Source organism: Gilliamella sp. B3817, assembly GCF_026536705.1.
Taxonomy (GTDB): domain Bacteria; phylum Pseudomonadota; class Gammaproteobacteria; order Enterobacterales; family Orbaceae; genus Gilliamella; species Gilliamella apicola_I.
The window spans coordinates 175,465-191,350 of sequence record NZ_JAFNNV010000001.1 but is presented as its reverse complement, the minus strand read 5'-3'; the positions used below and the strand labels follow the sequence as shown (position 1 = coordinate 191,350).

Genomic DNA, 15,886 nt, shown 5'->3' with positions numbered 1-15,886 from the left:
TCGGTAAAACAGAGGTATGGCATGACAGATTCTTTAAATAAATGTAAAGCAAATGATACTCCGGCGTGTTGTTGCGTAGATGTTGGCACAATCATAGATAATGAAGATTGCACGGCTGAGTATGAGCATGTCTTTGCGACAGAGTCAGAAGCACAAGCTAAATTAGCATCTTTAACTCAAGCAGCAAAAGATGTGGCAACTGAGCCTTGCGAAATTAATAGCAGTGTTGATAAGGTTGACGGTGGTTTTAAATTAACGGCAAAATTTACCTTTTGTTGTGGCGCTGAATGCTTGATTTTTCAATTAAAATTACGCTAATTGGATATAAATGAAAGTTTGTATAATGCGGCATGGTGAAGCAGGCTTTTCTGCTTCATCCGATTCAAGTCGATCCCTTACGTCTTACGGAATTCGACAAGCAATTCAAGCTGGGCAGTGGCTTAAACAACAAAATTTTCAATTTAATATTGGTTTAGTTAGCCCGTATTTACGTGCTCAGCAAACATTAGCAGAGTTATCATCACAAGTTTCTGTTTCAACGGTAGAAACAGATAAACTGTTAGTACCTGGCGGTAATCCTGAATATATTTCCAATTTGTTATCGACATTTCCTTCTCAAGGTATTGAGCAAGTGATTATTGTTTCGCATCTTCCTTTAGTTGGATATTTGGTTAATGAACTTTGTCCTGATATCTCTCCGCCCATGTTTCCGACTGCATCAATTGCATGCATTGAGTTAACATCAACTATTGGTAAGCTTGAATGGTTTCATCAGGCGGAATAAAAAAACTCAATCTTTTTGATTTACCGTTAACAGGCCGAACACTGATTGAAGCATCGGCAGGTACGGGTAAAACCTATTCGCTTGCCTTTATATATTTAAGGTTACTGCTTGGCATTGGTGAAAATAGCTATTCTACACCGCTTGATGTTAGCCAAATTTTAGTGGTGACGTTTACCAAAGCGGCCACTCAAGAGTTACGTTCACGTATACGACAAAACATACAAGAATTAAGATTGGCATTATTAAACGGTGAACATGATGATCCTATTTATCAGCAATTAATGACATTGATTGTTGATCGTCGACAAGCGATTCAACGACTTACTGAAGCCCAACAATCAATGGATGATGCAGCAATTTACACGATTCATAGTTTCTGTCAAAGAATACTAACTAGTCATGCGTTTGAGTCTGGCGTGTTGTTCGAACAAAAATTAATTACCGACGAATATCAATTGCAATTACAAGTCGTGCAAGATTTCTGGCGATACTATTTTACACCTCTTGAAAAATCGTATGCTTATTTAGTTCGAGACTGTTGGAAAGAGCCGGCAGAATTATTAGCCGATATTACCCCTTATTTATCCAATACCTTTAATGAGAAAACTGAATTAAACCCCAATATTACCGAAGCAATAGCTGAGTTTTATCAGCAAAATTTTAACATGATTGAAACGGTAAAAAAAGCATGGTTAAAGCATGTTGATCAATTAGCGGATATTATTAATCAATCGGGTGTCAGTAAACAATCTTATAGTAGCCGATATCTACCTAATTGGCTTTCAAAAGTTTCACAATGGGCTAACAGTACAACGCTTACGTTTGCATTACCTAATGAGCTTGAAAAATTTTGTCAATCAGTTCTGGCAAGCAAAACAAAAGAAGGAAAAATCGTTCCAAGTCATTCTGTTTTTACTGAAATTGATACACTCTATAAGTGTAAACTGGATTTGCGAAGTCATATTTTAATGGATATTGTAACCATAATCCAAAAAGGCATTTATGATGAAAAAATTAAACGCACTGAGATAAGTTTTAATGACTTGCTTTGGCAGCTTAATCGGGCGTTAGTGACACGAACAGGAAAACGATTAGCACAAAGTATATCAACGAAATATCGGGTTGCGTTAATTGATGAATTTCAAGATACTGACCCGATTCAATACCAAATCTTTGATCGTATTTATGATAGCAAACGATCTGATATCGGACTATTATTTATCGGCGATCCAAAACAAGCTATTTATAGTTTTCGTGGCGCCGATATTTTTACTTATCTTAAGGCGAAACATTCAACCGGTGATAACTATTTTACCATGGATGTGAATCACCGTTCCTCATCAGCTATGGTAAATGCGGTAAATCAATTATTCGCCCATCATGAAAATCCGTTTGTTTTTAATGATATTCCCTTTTTACCAATGAATTGCGCTGAAAAAAATAAGCAAAAATCATTGCTAATTAATGATCAAGAAAGCAATGCTTTAACAGCTTATTTATTGCCAGAAGAAGTAACAACCAAAGCTGATTATCAAGAGCAGATGGCAAATTGCTGTGCCAAGCAAATCGTAAAATGGTTATCGGACTCTTCAATATTAATTAATGATAGCAAGGGTTGTCGCCCAATAACGACGTCAGATATAGCCATTTTAGTACGAACGGGTAGAGAAGCTGAAATTATTCAGCAAAAATTGGCCGTTTGTGGTATCAAAAGTGTCTATTTATCCAATCGTAATAGCGTATTTGAATCAGATGAGGCTAAGGATGTGCTTTGTCTTCTGCAAGCGGTATTGATGCCAGAAAATGAAGCCGCTTTACGTTTGGCTATGATGACGGCGTTATTAGGACAGACGATGTCTGAACTTGAACAAATCACTGATGATCAAGATAAATGGGAAAGCTTAGTAGAAGAATTTAAGCAGTATCAGGTTATATGGCAATATTATGGCGTATTGGTAATGTTACGTCGAATGATGAAAAAACGTCACCTAGCAGAAAATATTCTTGCTCGACAAGACGGAGAGCGTATTTTAACTAACTTTATGCATTTAAGTGAGTTATTACAAGAAGCGGCAGATGATTTAGATAGTCCACATGCGTTAATACGTTGGTTAACCAAACAGATTGTTAATCCTGATTTTAATCTCGAAAATCATGAACAGCGTCTTGAAAGTGATGAAAATCTAGTCAAGATTATCACCATCCATAAATCAAAAGGTTTAGAGTTTCCAATCGTTTGGTTACCTTTTATTTGCCAATATCGTGTGTCTGATACACAATTTTATCATGATAAAAATAACGATTTTCAACAAACTTATGCATGGATGTTAACAGATGAAATAAAACAACAGATTGAAGATGAACGCATGGCGGAAGACTTACGTTTATTGTATGTTGCTATGACACGATCGGTTTATCATTGTAGTATTGGTCTTGCCACTATGAAGAAAGACCAATCAGCTATCCATTATCTTTTAAAGGGTGAGTTAAACAATATAGCAGCAATGGCGGATCTTATTAATGTGGAACTACCCCTTGAAAATGATAAGTACACCGCTCATTGTCAGCTAAATCAATCTTTAACGGCTAATGTATTTAAACGGAAACTTTGTAATCATTGGCGTGTAACCAGTTATACGGAACTACAAAAACATCATGCTGTTTTAACGTTCAATCCAGAAATTATCAGCGATTGGGATGAGGAGACGCCAGAATCCCAAGCCGCTTTGCAGAACGAATTAACCTATGATATTCACCATTTTCCCAAAGGGGCGTATGTGGGGACTTTGCTGCATAAGATAATGGAAAATGTTTCTAATAAGAATATCGAAACCTTGTGTAGTGAAACAATAACAAAACTCAATTTAGATCAAACTTGGCAAGCTATTTTATTGGAATGGTTACAACAAGTGTTGTCCACAACGCTTAATCAACAAGGTTTGGTGTTATCAGATGTATTAACAGGGCGATGTATCAATGAATTACAATTTTATTTTCCGATTCGTGAAGCAGTAAGTTGTGAACAACTTGATAACATTTGTAAAACCTATGACAACTTATCTCATCAATGTCCAACACTTGATTTTGAAACAGTACAAGGCATGCTGAAAGGATTTATCGATTTGGTTTTTGAATATCAAGGGAAGTATTATATTGTTGATTATAAATCAAATTGGTTAGGTTATTCAGCTGAAGATTATGGGCAAAAAGCCTTAAAACAGGTGATGTGTGAGCATCGTTATGAATTGCAATATCAACTTTATAGTCTAGCGTTACATCGTTTTTTGAAAAGCCGCTTACCCAATTATCAATATCAAACCCATTTTGGGGGAGTTTATTATCTTTTTTTACGAGGTATGCCTGACCATGGTATTTTTTATCATCTTCCTAAACAAGCTTTTATCGAAGAGTTAGATAAGCTATTTGATGGTGTTAGTTAAATAGGTTGCTAGTTGTTGTACCTCAATCTCAGTTTTTGATATTTGAATCGATAGCTTTAACTGCTTGTTAAGCAAATTACGATAAAGCACAAATTTATTATGCCTTATCGTTGTTCTTTTTTTATCATCGTAACTTTTAGTTAACCTCGAAGGTTAATTGATAACGATAATGTTTTTTAGTTAATAAAAATTCAGAATGGACATTTGGCGTCCATGAATCATCACCACCAATCCCCATATGGAAAGCATCAATACTCACATAAGCACAAGGCTCCGCCACTAAAAGGTGACGATGTGTGACCGCCATTAACTGTTGAGTACCATATTGGTTGATGTTAAATTGAAATTGCTGACCGGTGATCGTCATTTCATCCAGTATTAATTTCTTTACATCACAGCGTAAACCATTTTCACAAGGATAAATATAAGGAGTATAGAGTTCAGAAAAAGGTAATGACCATTTACAAAAAATGGCAGAGTGTTTACGGTCTGGATAGTTTTCGTGCGGCCCTAAACCTAGCCATTTAACTTTTTCTGGGATTTCGTTAAGTTGATATGTTAAACCAATACGCGCAGGCGCTGGCATATTGTTGGCAATATCAACATCAACCGTTAGCGTTAAATAGCCTTGCTGATCAAATTGATAAATCCATTTGCTTTGAATCACTCTTTGACCTTCATAAAAATAACCATGCAACGCTTCGATAATGATAGTGCTGGATGATTGTGAAGCTTGTATTCCAAGACATTTATGGGTTAAATCAAAATAACCTGCTGCTTTCCACTGTTCAACCCAGGCAAATGGATTGTTATTGCTATCATAGTCACCACTAATTCCAATATCGTTATCAATTGGCGCTCGAATAAATTGATCACAAAACGGCGAAGCCAATAATGGTTTATCCTCTTTAGTCCATTGATTTAGAAAACCAGTAGTTTTATCAAATAACCAATTTTGATTTTGATGAGAAATTAAATAATTATTTTTATTTTCCTTTAATGTCATGGGGGTTTTAAGCTTGTTAAGCTTAAGAGGCGGAATAAAGACATTCTCAAGTTGCCATTGTTCCCAAGCGACAAGATGACCAATTGGTGACCATGGAGTTTCTTCTTTTTGGATAATAATGACAGAAAGATGAACATCTTCACAATTGATATAGTTAGGTAAGCTATCAAGTAATTTTATTCTGATTGTACTATCTGGTTGCATATCAAGGGTAATTTGACCACTTCGTTGTTTATTACCATCGATTAAGATCTCCCATTGTAATAGTTCATTATCAGTACGTCGAAACAAATATTCGTTGGTTATTTCGACAACTAAAGGTTTTTGACTAATGAGTTTGAATTGAAAAGGTTGCTGAACTTTTTTGGCTTCGATTAAGCTTGGATGCGGTTTTCGATCGGGAAAAACTAAGCCGTCCAAGCAAAATTGCCTATCGTGGTAAGCCTCGCCAAAATCACCGCCATAAGCCCAATAACTTTCTCCTGATGATGTTTGGCAACGAAGACCATGGTCTGCCCATTCCCAAATAAAACCACCTTGTAATCTTGGATATTGCCTAAATGCTTGCCAATATTTATAAAAAGCACCAAGACTATTTCCCATAGCATGTGCATATTCACATAAAATAAGTGGGCGGTTTTCATCGGGCAGGGATATCCATTTTTTTATAGCCCATTTAGGTACCTTTGGATGAAGCTGATCCTGATCGACTCGAGCGTACATAGGGCAAATAATATCGGTGGCAGCCGTATTTGCGCCTCCTCCTTCATATTGAACGGGGCGAGTTGGATCATTACTTTTGATCCAAGCATACAGTGCATCATGTGATGAACCGTGCCCGGATTCATTCCCAAGTGACCAGATAATAATAGATGGGTGATTGCGATCTCGTTGCACCATGCGTGTAACCCGTTCACTGTATGCTGCGAGCCAATAGGGGTCATCTGATAAACGGGACATAGGGAACATGCCGTGAGATTCTATATTCGCCTCATCGACTAAATAAAGTCCATACTGATCACAAAGTTCGTACCAACGAGGATCATTGGGATAATGACTGCAACGTACTGCATTGAAGTTGTGTTGTTTAATCAGTTTTATATCATGAAGCATGGCTTCTTCAGTGATAGCATAGCCTTGATCCGGATAAAACTCATGGCGATTGGTTCCTTTGATAAGTAAAGGTTGACCATTAATACAAAGCTGACCATGTTTGATCTCAACCACTCGGAAACCAATATTATAAGCTTCGGATTCAATAAGCCCGGATTTTTTATGATATAAACTGATTACGACACGATAAAGATTAGGTGTTTCAGCACTCCATAATTCAGGTGAAATAACTGGAATATGACAAAACAGGCGATCATGATAGCCCCCTTTTTCATCAATGGGTTCGGTACCAATCAGTTGAAATTGTCCGGAAATCAAATCGCTATTTTTCCATAATTCAATGCCAATATTTAATTGATCCATATTGTCATTGTGTTTTACGTCAATTTGTATCGATAACGTAGCATTCCGATAACAGGCATCAAGTTCTGTCTTAATTTGGATATTTTTTAGGTGTGATTTAGGTTTATTAAGTAGCGAAACATTTCGAAAAATACCGCTTAATCGCCACATATCTTGATCTTCAAGATAACTTCCATCACACCATTTTAAAACTAAGACTGCTATTCTGTTTTGCCCAACTTTTAAGTAAGGGGTTAAGTCAAATTCCGCAGCGATTCGACTGTCTTGTGAATAACCCACCCATTGACCATTACACCAAAGATGAAAAGCAGAACTAACACCGTCAAAAATGATTCTAGTTTCCCCTTTATCTAACCATGCTTGCGTAATATTGATATAACGAGAATAACAACCTGTTGGATTATCGTCAGGAACAAAAGGGGGATTATAAGGAAATGGATAACGTATATTGGTGTAAATTGGTGCATCGTAACCGTGTAATTGCCAATTAGATGGAACGGGAATGGTATTGGTGTCTATCTCTCTTTCTAACCATGATTCTGGAACGTGTTTGGGGTTATCAAAATAGCTAAAAAACCAATCCCCATTTAAAGATAATATTGATTCTGAATCAATATTATTTTTAGCTTGTAATTTATCACGCCAACTGTGGAATTTAGAATGTGTCGGAAGCCTATTAATACTAAGAACTGATAAATTATTCCAATCATTTCTACTTATGATTGTATCTAAAGAGAGATTCATTTTTTCACCATTTTAATCTTAACAATTTAGTACTAAATGATTTACGTTAATCTAACCAATTTTTGAATGCGAATTATTATAACTAAATTAGGACATACAACAGTGAACAATATAACATTTGTCTAATCGGAATCATGTATAAAATTGTAAGTTTCTTAATTCTGTTTATTTTTTTTTGTTTACGGTTACATTTTTTATCTTTAAATAACTTTTAATTACTGTGACTTAAGTCACAACATCAGGATTTTATTTTTGAAACCATTTTTTTATTTGTTATATTGAAAACGCTAATTATTAGCTTTTGGATTGCTACCGATATTAAGCGGGCAAAACCTAAAGAATAGTTGTTGTTACCTATTCTTTAGGTTTTTTTTTGTCTTAAATTTATAAGACTAATGAATAAACAATTAAATTATGAGTAGAGAAAAATGAAATATCTAACAAAATCATTAAAAGTAAAGCCTAAGCGAATTGTTTTAATTACCATGCTCGGTTTATTTTATTTGCCTAATGCGATAGCTGCTACTCAAGATGAGTTAGAGGCAAGAATTAATTTATTAGAGCAAAAATTAATTGCGCTGAGTAATGAATCTATTGATTTGAAAAAACAGCTGATTGAATCGAATAAGCAAATTGCTCAGTTAAGTCTTAATTTAGAAAAGCAACAGTTAGTGATAAGCAATCAACAAAAAGAGATAAAAATACAAACCGCCGCACTCAAACAACAAAAATCAGTTAATCTACAACCTGTTAGTATTAAGCATCCTAATAACAATAATGCGATTGTGTTAGTCACTGATAGCCAAACTAATGAAGAACAGAATAGTAATATTACCACTAAAAAATCGTTTACGTTAACAGAATTCAAAGATTATATTAAAGAAGAAATTGGATTTTCCTTTAATGGGTATTTTCGTGGTGGTTGGTCAACTTCGATGAATGGTAAACCCAAAAATTATGCCGAAGGCGCTCTAGGACGATTTGGGAACGAATATGGGGGGTGGTACGATCTTGTCTTCAGACAAAAAGTGTATGATCAAGATGGTCGTCGAGTGGATGCAATTGTTATGATTGATGGTAATGTGGCAACCGATAAAGCGGCTGGATTGTTTAATACGCAAGACGACAATATCATGCAATTTTCTGATATCTACTTAGCCACCAAAGGATTTGTTCCTCTTTTTCCTGAAGCGACTTTGTGGGTAGGTAAGCACTCTTTACCGTATAATGAAATTCAAATGCTTGATTGGAAAACCCAAAAATCGCCAGCTGGTGGGGGTGTCGGTATTGAAAATTTGGAAATTGGCGTAGGAAAGCTAGATTTAGCATTGTTACGTGCTGATGTGAATGTTAAGGTCAATAAAAAAACAGCGGGAACAGATATAGCTAAAGTAAGGCGTGAAGAAGTTGATATCAATGAAATTGAAGTGCGTTACCGAGATATCCCATTATGGCAAGATGCATTGTTTGCTGTTAATGCCCGATACTCAGCGCCGAACAAATCAAAACTGCAAGATGATGTCACTGTTAAAAATGCTTGGTTAGGTAGTGTTGTTCTACGTCAAAATAACTTTTTTGGTGGTTTTAATCAGCTAACGCTACAGACTGCAACCAATTCAGTCGCTTCACATTTGGGCAATATCAATACCAATAATCCAGAATTTGCCGCTAATGCTGATAATGATTATATAGGTAAACACACAGGAGGTAAGGCTTATCGATTAGTTTCTGAAGGTGAAGCGTATTTTTCTGATAATATTATCGTGGCGCATGCATTAGCTTTAACAACAGGTAAAGATGTTTATTCTTATGATTTAAACTTACCTCATACAGATTTTACCAGTTTTAAATCAGCAGTAAGACCTGCTTATATTTGGGATCAATACAATCAAAGTGGTATTGAAATTGGTTACTTTAAACAAAAAAATAAAGTTAATGGTCGAACTTATAAAGAAGAAGGCTACAAAACAACCCTGTATCATTCATTTAAAGTAGGTGAAAGTATTTTATCCTCTCGTCCCGATATTCGTTTCTATCTATCGTATATTGAGTCATTAAATAATGATATTAGTAAATTTGAATTTAATGGTAAAAAACATCAAATTAGTTTTGGGGTGCAAACTGAAGTGTGGTTTTAATTTAAATGATGAAATAGAGACCTAAATTCGTGATAATAGGTCTCTATTTTTTCGACGTTTAAATTTTTTTAAAAGCCCTTATCATTTGTTTCTGGGCATCAAAATAACCTATCATTATTAGCTGTTCAAGCTATTTTTTTGATACTTTGACTGAGTGATCGCCAACATTTTTTTTCACTATCGGCAACTTGGTGTAACAACTCAGATACCTCATTAAATCCAGTTTCGTTCAAATTTCGGCATAATTTTACCGTACGGCTAGCAAATTTACGCCAAGCATCGCCAATATTAGTCATATTATCGGCAGCCTCAAGCAATAATGGTTTGTGATTTGATGAGAAATGATCTGCTGCCTCTTGAAGAAATGAAGCATACATATAACGAAAACCAGCTCCACCTGTTCCGATTTCCTCCTGCATTCTAACAATATGACCTAGATAAAGTTTTTTATATTGATCACTTTTCATCGAATTTTTTAGTTTTTGAATTCGATTAGCTAAAAGATGAATACCTTTAATACCAATAAAAGGTAAAGGGGCTTGCATTTGGCGCGCATTTTTAAGGATTGCACTGCGAATCACTTGTGATAGATTTACAGGGTGATCCTGTTTTTGGGCATCTTCTAATGTATACATTAATCCTTTTCCTGCCAATGCACCTTTAGCAAAACGAGCCCGTTCCAAGTCTGACGCTGAGCATTGAACTGGTAATTCCATAACAGGATCACTAATCAAATATTGTTCTGCTTCTTTCCCATAGACAAGAATATTATGCGCATTGAAATGAAAGCGCAAAGCATCGGGAATGTAAGGTAACCAAAAAACAGAAGTTTGTAGTCCAACTAATTGATTGTTGTCTAATGCTTGATCCAATTTTTGCATGCCTTGTGTTGCGGAGACAAATTTTTGCATGTTCAGTTTAATGCCTAATCGTTTGCAAGAATTACGAATAATTGTTTTTGGTGGCATACGATAAGCGATGAGTGGCATACCCGAAAGTTTTATAATCGGTAAATAGGCAAATGTAAGTGCAGAAGATAAACCAAAGAGCATGGGTTCACTGTAATCAAAACCGTGGTGCTTGAGTAGCGTCGACATAACACCGCTTTCACAGTGTGCGGTGTGCTGATGTTGAAAATGATGAATTGTCATTATGTTGCCTGATTATTATGATTATACAAAGTCTAATAAGTTTATTTAAATGGATAATTGTTTTGCGTTTGATTATCTTCAGTCGGAAGCTGTTTTAGCTGTTCAATGGATAAATTAAAGACTTGTGCATAACGATTTAATTTTTTATCTGATAATTTTTTGAAAACCTGAGGTTTGAAGTGCCGTTTGATTTGCCAACGAAAAAAACCACTTGTTTGAGCAAGGCTAGTGATATCATGACGATATAAAAACATATAGTAAAAGAGTGATGAGCGTTGTTCATTCTTCACTGCATGAAAAGCCAACTGAGTTTGTTCTGCTAATGCATCTACAGCTTGTAATGTTACAAACTCTTCATCTTCCCAACCGCTAGTAGTTGCTTTTGTATAACTTCCATTTTTAACAGCATAAACCACTTTGGCATGACCGCCATAAGTTTTACTTTTATCTTGTGGAATTTGGTTAATATCCATAAATTCTAATTCTCTTGGTTAGCATCAATGACTTCAAGTAACATAAAACAAGATGAGAATCGTCCACTTTCTGGGATATAGCATAATATTTTTTGCCCATGCTTGAGTGAATGCGTCCGCAAAAATTCCTCAAGTATAATATAGATAGAAGCTGAACCTGTGTTACCTTTTGAAGTAAGATTGGTAAACCATTTTTCATAAGGAATTTCAAAATCAATATTTATCAATCCTTGATAGAGTTTTTCACGAAAATAATGAGAAGAGTAATGAGGTAAAAAATAATCGATATCATTTTTTTTCAAATCATGTTTTCTAATTGAGTTAGCAAGCATCTTTTCAACGGTATACTTAACAATATTTTCATTTAGCATTTTTACATTCTGTTTAACACTTAACAAACTTTGATTTTGTTGATCAAGTTGAGTAAATTGCTTCCAACCTATGAACTGATCCTGATAGTAGTCACCGCCTGCATACATGCATGCTGGCATCTCATTTGCGTAGGATAAAATATCAATCCAGTGAATTTTTAATGATAAATGATGACTATTTGGCTTACTACTTAATAGCATAGCCCCAGCTCCATCAGATAGCATCCAACGTAAAAAATCTTTTTCAAAGGCCAGTTCAGGTTGTGTAGACAACGCTTTCACTTTTTGTTCTATTTCTGCTTCAAAGTTCTCACTTCTCATTACAGCAGATGCAGTTTCAGATGCACAACTAACGGCGGTACAATGATCACCAACTTTTACAGCATTAAACGTGTGTTTCAGTGCTGACATACCTGCAACACAAACACCTGAGCTGCTGTGAACTTCGCAAGGATGAGTTTCATTGAGTTCGCCATGAACCATGACTCCATGACCAGGCATAATCTGATCTGGATAAGAAGTACCACAGGCTAAAAAAGTCATTTCATTTATACCAAATTGATGGTTATCTTTGAACAATAACTTTATGGCTTGTGCTGCTAAATTGGCATTGCTATGTGTTGCTTGACGAGTATGCGGGTCAATCGCATAGTATCGCGTTTTTATCCCATTACTTTTTAAAATAATTGCTCTTGCTCTGGACGGTTTGTGACCAACTTGTCCAAGGACATTTTCCATTGATGAATTATCAACAGGATTATTCGGTAAAAATGCGGCAATTTTATTAATATAAACATTATGTGTTTTCATTGTTTTACTCTTATATTTTATTCGCCTGAAGGCCAACTAAATAAATGTTTTTGTTTACTGATTTTGTTTTTTAACCATGGGGATAGTAATGTTTTGATCAGTGCACTAATTGGCACAACGGTTAAAATGATTACTACCAAGAAAATAATATAAAAATAAAGTAAACCTTGACGAAGTGGTCGAGCGATTTTACCTGCTTTAATGATCAGTTTGCCCCATAAATAGAAGCTGCGATAACCAAATTTTTCACTAAGAATCAAACGTTCATTGACTTTGACTGCCCCCATGTTTTTTAACATTGGCTCAGTGATTTTGGGTTGTGTTAGCAATACGGTTTTAATTTTTTCACCATATTTAGCACAATCATTAATGTCCTCATCAGATATGCCCGCTTTCGGTAGCCAACGTACGGGCTGTTTTTTCCCCGTAAACATCCAAAGCGGTGTAGCAATAAAACTTGCAGGCCCGCCACAGCTATCTATGCGAACAACATTGTCAACTAAATTAGCATTTGCTTCTTTTAAGTATTTCTTCACGGTTTCTTGTGCCATTAACCACATGTTGCGACATCCAATTAACGTGACAACAGGGGTATCGGCTAAGAGTTGTTGCGTGTTTTTATCTTGTAAAAATGCGGTGATAGGCTGAGAAGGGGATAAAAACCACACAGTATAAGCTAGAATGATTAAATCATATTTTTGCTGTTTAAATTGTGGGGCAACAATGGGTGAAGGCATTAAATGAACCGTTTCTGGAAAAATATTAAAAAAGTGGTTAAAAGACCATGGAAAAGAATAGGCTTGTTGAGGTTCAATAGCAAGCGTTTCTAAATTAATATCTTCATGATTAGCTAAAGGTGATACAAAATGTTTAGTAAGTTGTGTTAATTGACCCGTTTGTGAATAGTACACTAATAGAACGTTTTTTTTGTTACTCATTGTTATAATTGATTTATTAGATTTTATCGTTAATTGTTTACCTAACATGCATTTTGTTATAATAGCATAATATGTTAACATTCTGTTTATAAAAATTAAAATTATTTTAAAGAATTGTATGTTAAAGCTCCAAAATGTAACTTATCGCTATAAAAATGCTAATAATTATGCGGTGTGTGATATTAATTTAGAAATTGAATCCGGCACATGCTTTGGATTATTAGGGCCTAATGGCGCCGGCAAAACAACATTGATATCATTAATGTCGGGTTTACTTTCATTACAATCCGGGCAAATTTATCTTAATAATCAGATCTTCTCTCAGTTGTCACGTCAACAGTTGCAACGTATTTCTTTAATTCCACAAGAATATGCTTTTTATCCTCAATTGACGGTTTTCGAGAATTTACAATTTTTTGCTTCGTTGTATAAAATTAAAAATACTAATTTCCTAATTTCTTTGATGAAAAAAGTCGATATTTTAGATTATAAAAATAAGTTGTCAGCGAATTTGTCGGGTGGTTTAAAACGTCGATTAAATTTTGCTATAGGGTTAATTAACTCGCCAACGCTAATTTTTATGGATGAAATTACGGTCGGGGTTGATCCTGCATCCCGCCAATTTATATTAGACAGTGTGAAGCAATTAACTAAAGAAGGGGTAACTGTCATTTACACTTCTCATTATCTACACGAAATAGAAAGTTTATGTCAAAAAATTGCCATTATGGAGAGCGGTAAAATTTTGTATTGCCATTCCATTGATCAGATATTGACACAACATGCTCAACAACAATGCATTATCACGTTAGCGCAAAGTGTGCCTTCACATGTGCTTGACCAATTTAATGCCACTTTAATTCGACATACCCCAATGCAAACAGTTGTCATTGATTCATCGCCTGAGCAGATCACAACAATATTACAAGAATTTCAACAATACCAAATACAAAATATTCAGTATGGTCATGGTTCTTTAGAGTCATTTTATTTGGACTTCTTGAATAAGTCAGTATTGAGGCATGGAGGGCAAAGCAATGCTAGCTGCAATCGCTAAAGAATTTCGTCTGTTGAGTCGTGATTTACATGGTATAGCTGTTCTTTTTATTATGCCTATGCTGTTTATGTTCATTATGTCTGTGGCATTAAGCCAACGTGATGATTTCAATCAAAATACTAAAATAGCCTTAGTCGGTGAATCATCCAATTTATTGAACTCGCAGTTAATAGTGATTTTGGGCAATCAAGAAAATATGAATGTTGATTTTTTTGATATAGCTGATAAGGATAATGCAAAAGCTAAATTAATCGAGGGAAATTATGATTTTTTATTAATTAATTCCAATCAAAATACCGAAAATTTGAGTAATGAATCGCCTTTAGCATTAATAACCTTAGCGGGGATCGATCAATTAAGATTGATGAATTTACAAACAATTATCCAGAAAAGTTATTTACAGCTACGGCTTAAAGATATTTTTTCAACGCCAAACAATGATTCTTCTATAATGGATGCAAATGCAATCGAATTAAAACGGCAACAACAACTAGATGACTATTTGTCAGGAAAAATAATCACTGAAGAGTTCATCAATGTAGAAGGCAATAAAGTGGTTAAACCGAGTTCGGTACAACAAAGTGTTCCTGCTTGGTTAATTTTTGGTATGTTTTTTATCATGATTCCTTTATCAAATGTCATGACTTGTGAAAAACAAACGAACACTATTATTCGATTACGACTAGCAAAATCATCGGCATTTTCATTACTTATCGCAAAATTGTTACCTTATTTTTTGATTAATCAATTACAGTTTATTGGCATGATTTTGTTAGGTATTTATATTTTACCTTTAATCAATATTACAGGATTTGTTTTAGAAGGCGCTTATTGGAACTATGCATTGTTATCGATAGCAATTAGTTTATCTGCTTTGGGATATGCACTGTTAGTTAGCGTACTTGCAAAATCGGCAGAACATGCTGTGGTATTAGGTGGTGGGGGAAATATTATTATGGCAGCCTTAGGTGGTATTATGGTACCGAGTTATATGATGCCAGAAACCATGCAAATAATTTGTTTAATTTCGCCTATGTCTTGGGCTTTGAAAGGCTTTCATAATCTTTTGCTTGATCAGTATGATTTTGTACAAATATTACCGCAATGGTTGTCGTTAATAGGTTTTGCGCTAATTTTTTTATTGCTAGCAGGAATTATTTACTATCGGCAATTAAATAATAAGCATTTATAAATTTTTAATTAAATAATAAAAACAAGAGGTTAAATTTGGATAATTTAATTTTTAAATTAAAACAGTTAATTATTACCGAATCTGAAAAAGAAGATATCTTAACTGCCGAGGAGTTAACAGATAATGAGCCGCTGTTTGGGCCTACCAGTCGATTAAATTTAGATTCTTTAGATGCATTACAAATTTGCGTAGCGTTAAAAGAGCAATTTGGCGTTCGTTTACAAGGTGACCGAGAAGTAAGAATACATATGGTCACGGTTTCGAAACTCAATAAATATGTACTTGAGCAAATAAAAAAATAATATT

12 protein-coding genes are annotated in these 15,886 nt (G+C 34.9%); 7 read left to right on the top strand and 5 right to left on the bottom strand.

The features are described from left to right. Positions 1–21 precede the first annotated feature (21 nt). The 3 genes from J3U36_RS00805 to recB are packed head-to-tail and all read left to right on the top strand — an operon-like array spanning position 22 to position 4,224. The gene (locus J3U36_RS00805; RefSeq protein ID WP_267350625.1) at positions 22–318 is read left to right on the top strand and encodes a YfcZ/YiiS family protein; all 297 of its coding nucleotides are present in this window, start codon (positions 22–24) and stop codon (positions 316–318) included. Positions 319–328: 10 nt separating this feature from the next. Further along, positions 329–784: a phosphohistidine phosphatase SixA gene (gene sixA, locus J3U36_RS00800; RefSeq protein ID WP_267379154.1), complete on the top strand. Its 456-nt coding sequence runs from the start codon at positions 329–331 to the stop codon at positions 782–784. Further along, entirely contained in the window at positions 763–4,224 is a 3,462-nt protein-coding gene (gene recB, locus J3U36_RS00795; protein ID WP_267379156.1) for an exodeoxyribonuclease V subunit beta, read from the top strand. The genes sixA and recB overlap by 22 nt, the downstream gene beginning before the upstream one ends. A gap of 136 nt (positions 4,225–4,360) precedes the next feature. On the opposite strand, the gene J3U36_RS00790 is transcribed toward recB, so the two are convergent. After that, entirely contained in the window at positions 4,361–7,450 is a 3,090-nt protein-coding gene (locus J3U36_RS00790) for a beta-galactosidase (protein WP_267379158.1), read from the bottom strand. 428 nt (positions 7,451–7,878) lie between these two features. Here J3U36_RS00790 and J3U36_RS00785 point away from each other — a divergent pair, with 428 nt between their 5' ends. Then, positions 7,879–9,588 (top strand): carbohydrate porin, encoded by a 1,710-nt coding sequence (locus J3U36_RS00785; RefSeq protein ID WP_267379160.1) that lies wholly within the window; start codon positions 7,879–7,881, stop codon positions 9,586–9,588. 125 nt (positions 9,589–9,713) lie between these two features. Here J3U36_RS00785 and J3U36_RS00780 read toward each other — a convergent pair whose 3' ends face one another. From J3U36_RS00780 to J3U36_RS00765, 4 genes are read right to left on the bottom strand one after another with little or no spacing between them, the layout of a single operon-like run. Beyond that, complete coding sequence (locus J3U36_RS00780; RefSeq protein ID WP_267379163.1) at positions 9,714–10,739, bottom strand: BtrH N-terminal domain-containing protein; 1,026 nt, start codon at positions 10,737–10,739, stop codon at positions 9,714–9,716. A 41-nt stretch (positions 10,740–10,780) separates the two neighbouring features. Further along, on the bottom strand, positions 10,781–11,212 hold the full coding sequence (locus J3U36_RS00775) for a hypothetical protein (protein ID WP_267379166.1): 432 nt from the start codon (positions 11,210–11,212) through the stop codon (positions 10,781–10,783). A 5-nt stretch (positions 11,213–11,217) separates the two neighbouring features. After that, positions 11,218–12,393, bottom strand: a complete 1,176-nt coding sequence (locus J3U36_RS00770; RefSeq protein WP_267379170.1) for a beta-ketoacyl-ACP synthase III — start codon at positions 12,391–12,393, stop codon at positions 11,218–11,220. 17 nt (positions 12,394–12,410) lie between these two features. Then, entirely contained in the window at positions 12,411–13,331 is a 921-nt protein-coding gene (locus J3U36_RS00765; RefSeq protein WP_267379173.1) for a dialkylrecorsinol condensing enzyme, read from the bottom strand. A 118-nt stretch (positions 13,332–13,449) separates the two neighbouring features. Between J3U36_RS00765 and J3U36_RS00760 the strand changes: the two genes are divergently transcribed. The 3 genes from J3U36_RS00760 to J3U36_RS00750 are packed head-to-tail and all read left to right on the top strand — an operon-like array spanning position 13,450 to position 15,882. Continuing rightward, positions 13,450–14,388, top strand: a complete 939-nt coding sequence (locus J3U36_RS00760; RefSeq protein WP_267379176.1) for an ABC transporter ATP-binding protein — start codon at positions 13,450–13,452, stop codon at positions 14,386–14,388. After that, positions 14,369–15,580: an ABC transporter permease gene (locus J3U36_RS00755; RefSeq protein WP_267379179.1), complete on the top strand. Its 1,212-nt coding sequence runs from the start codon at positions 14,369–14,371 to the stop codon at positions 15,578–15,580. Before J3U36_RS00760 ends, J3U36_RS00755 begins: the two co-directional genes overlap by 20 nt. Before the next feature lie 35 nt (positions 15,581–15,615). Continuing rightward, positions 15,616–15,882 (top strand): acyl carrier protein, encoded by a 267-nt coding sequence (locus tag J3U36_RS00750; RefSeq protein ID WP_267350604.1) that lies wholly within the window; start codon positions 15,616–15,618, stop codon positions 15,880–15,882. Positions 15,883–15,886: the final 4 nt, after the last annotated feature.